Source organism: Polaromonas sp. P1_G2 (assembly GCF_056405515.1).
This window is the reverse complement of record NZ_JBFUBY010001757.1, coordinates 1-360: the sequence shown is the minus strand read 5'-3', so window position 1 is coordinate 360 and position 360 is coordinate 1. Positions and strand designations below refer to the sequence as shown.

General features: G+C 58.6%; 1 protein-coding gene. It reads right to left on the bottom strand.

All coding sequences use genetic code 11. The features are described 5' to 3' along the window. Window positions 1-360, bottom strand: a 360-nt coding sequence (locus tag AC1D0P_RS32455) for an omptin family outer membrane protease (RefSeq protein WP_477680474.1), incomplete at both ends; no start/stop codon positions are given.

Below are 360 nucleotides of genomic sequence, written 5' to 3'. Positions count from 1 at the left end.
AGATATAGGAACCACCCCAGGCGGACCATTGCACGTCAGTATATTTGAACCCGGCGCCGAGGCCGATATCGGTATTGTCGCGGGACACAAGCGTCCGCCCGACTTCCGCGCCGAGCGCGAAATAGTGATTGAGCCGCGTGTCGGGGTGGAGCGACCTGTCCGACCAGGGGCTGCCGGGTTTCAGCCAGTCATAGTCGACGAGATGTCCATCGCCATTGAAACCGACCATGCCCTCCGCGCTGGCATACCAGTCACGGTCCAGGTCGACGGCGATCATGCCGTTGATGGTATTGACGTAACGGCTTTTCCAGATCAGCTGCGAGAGTTTGATCGGGCCCTGATAGACATATTCATTCGCCT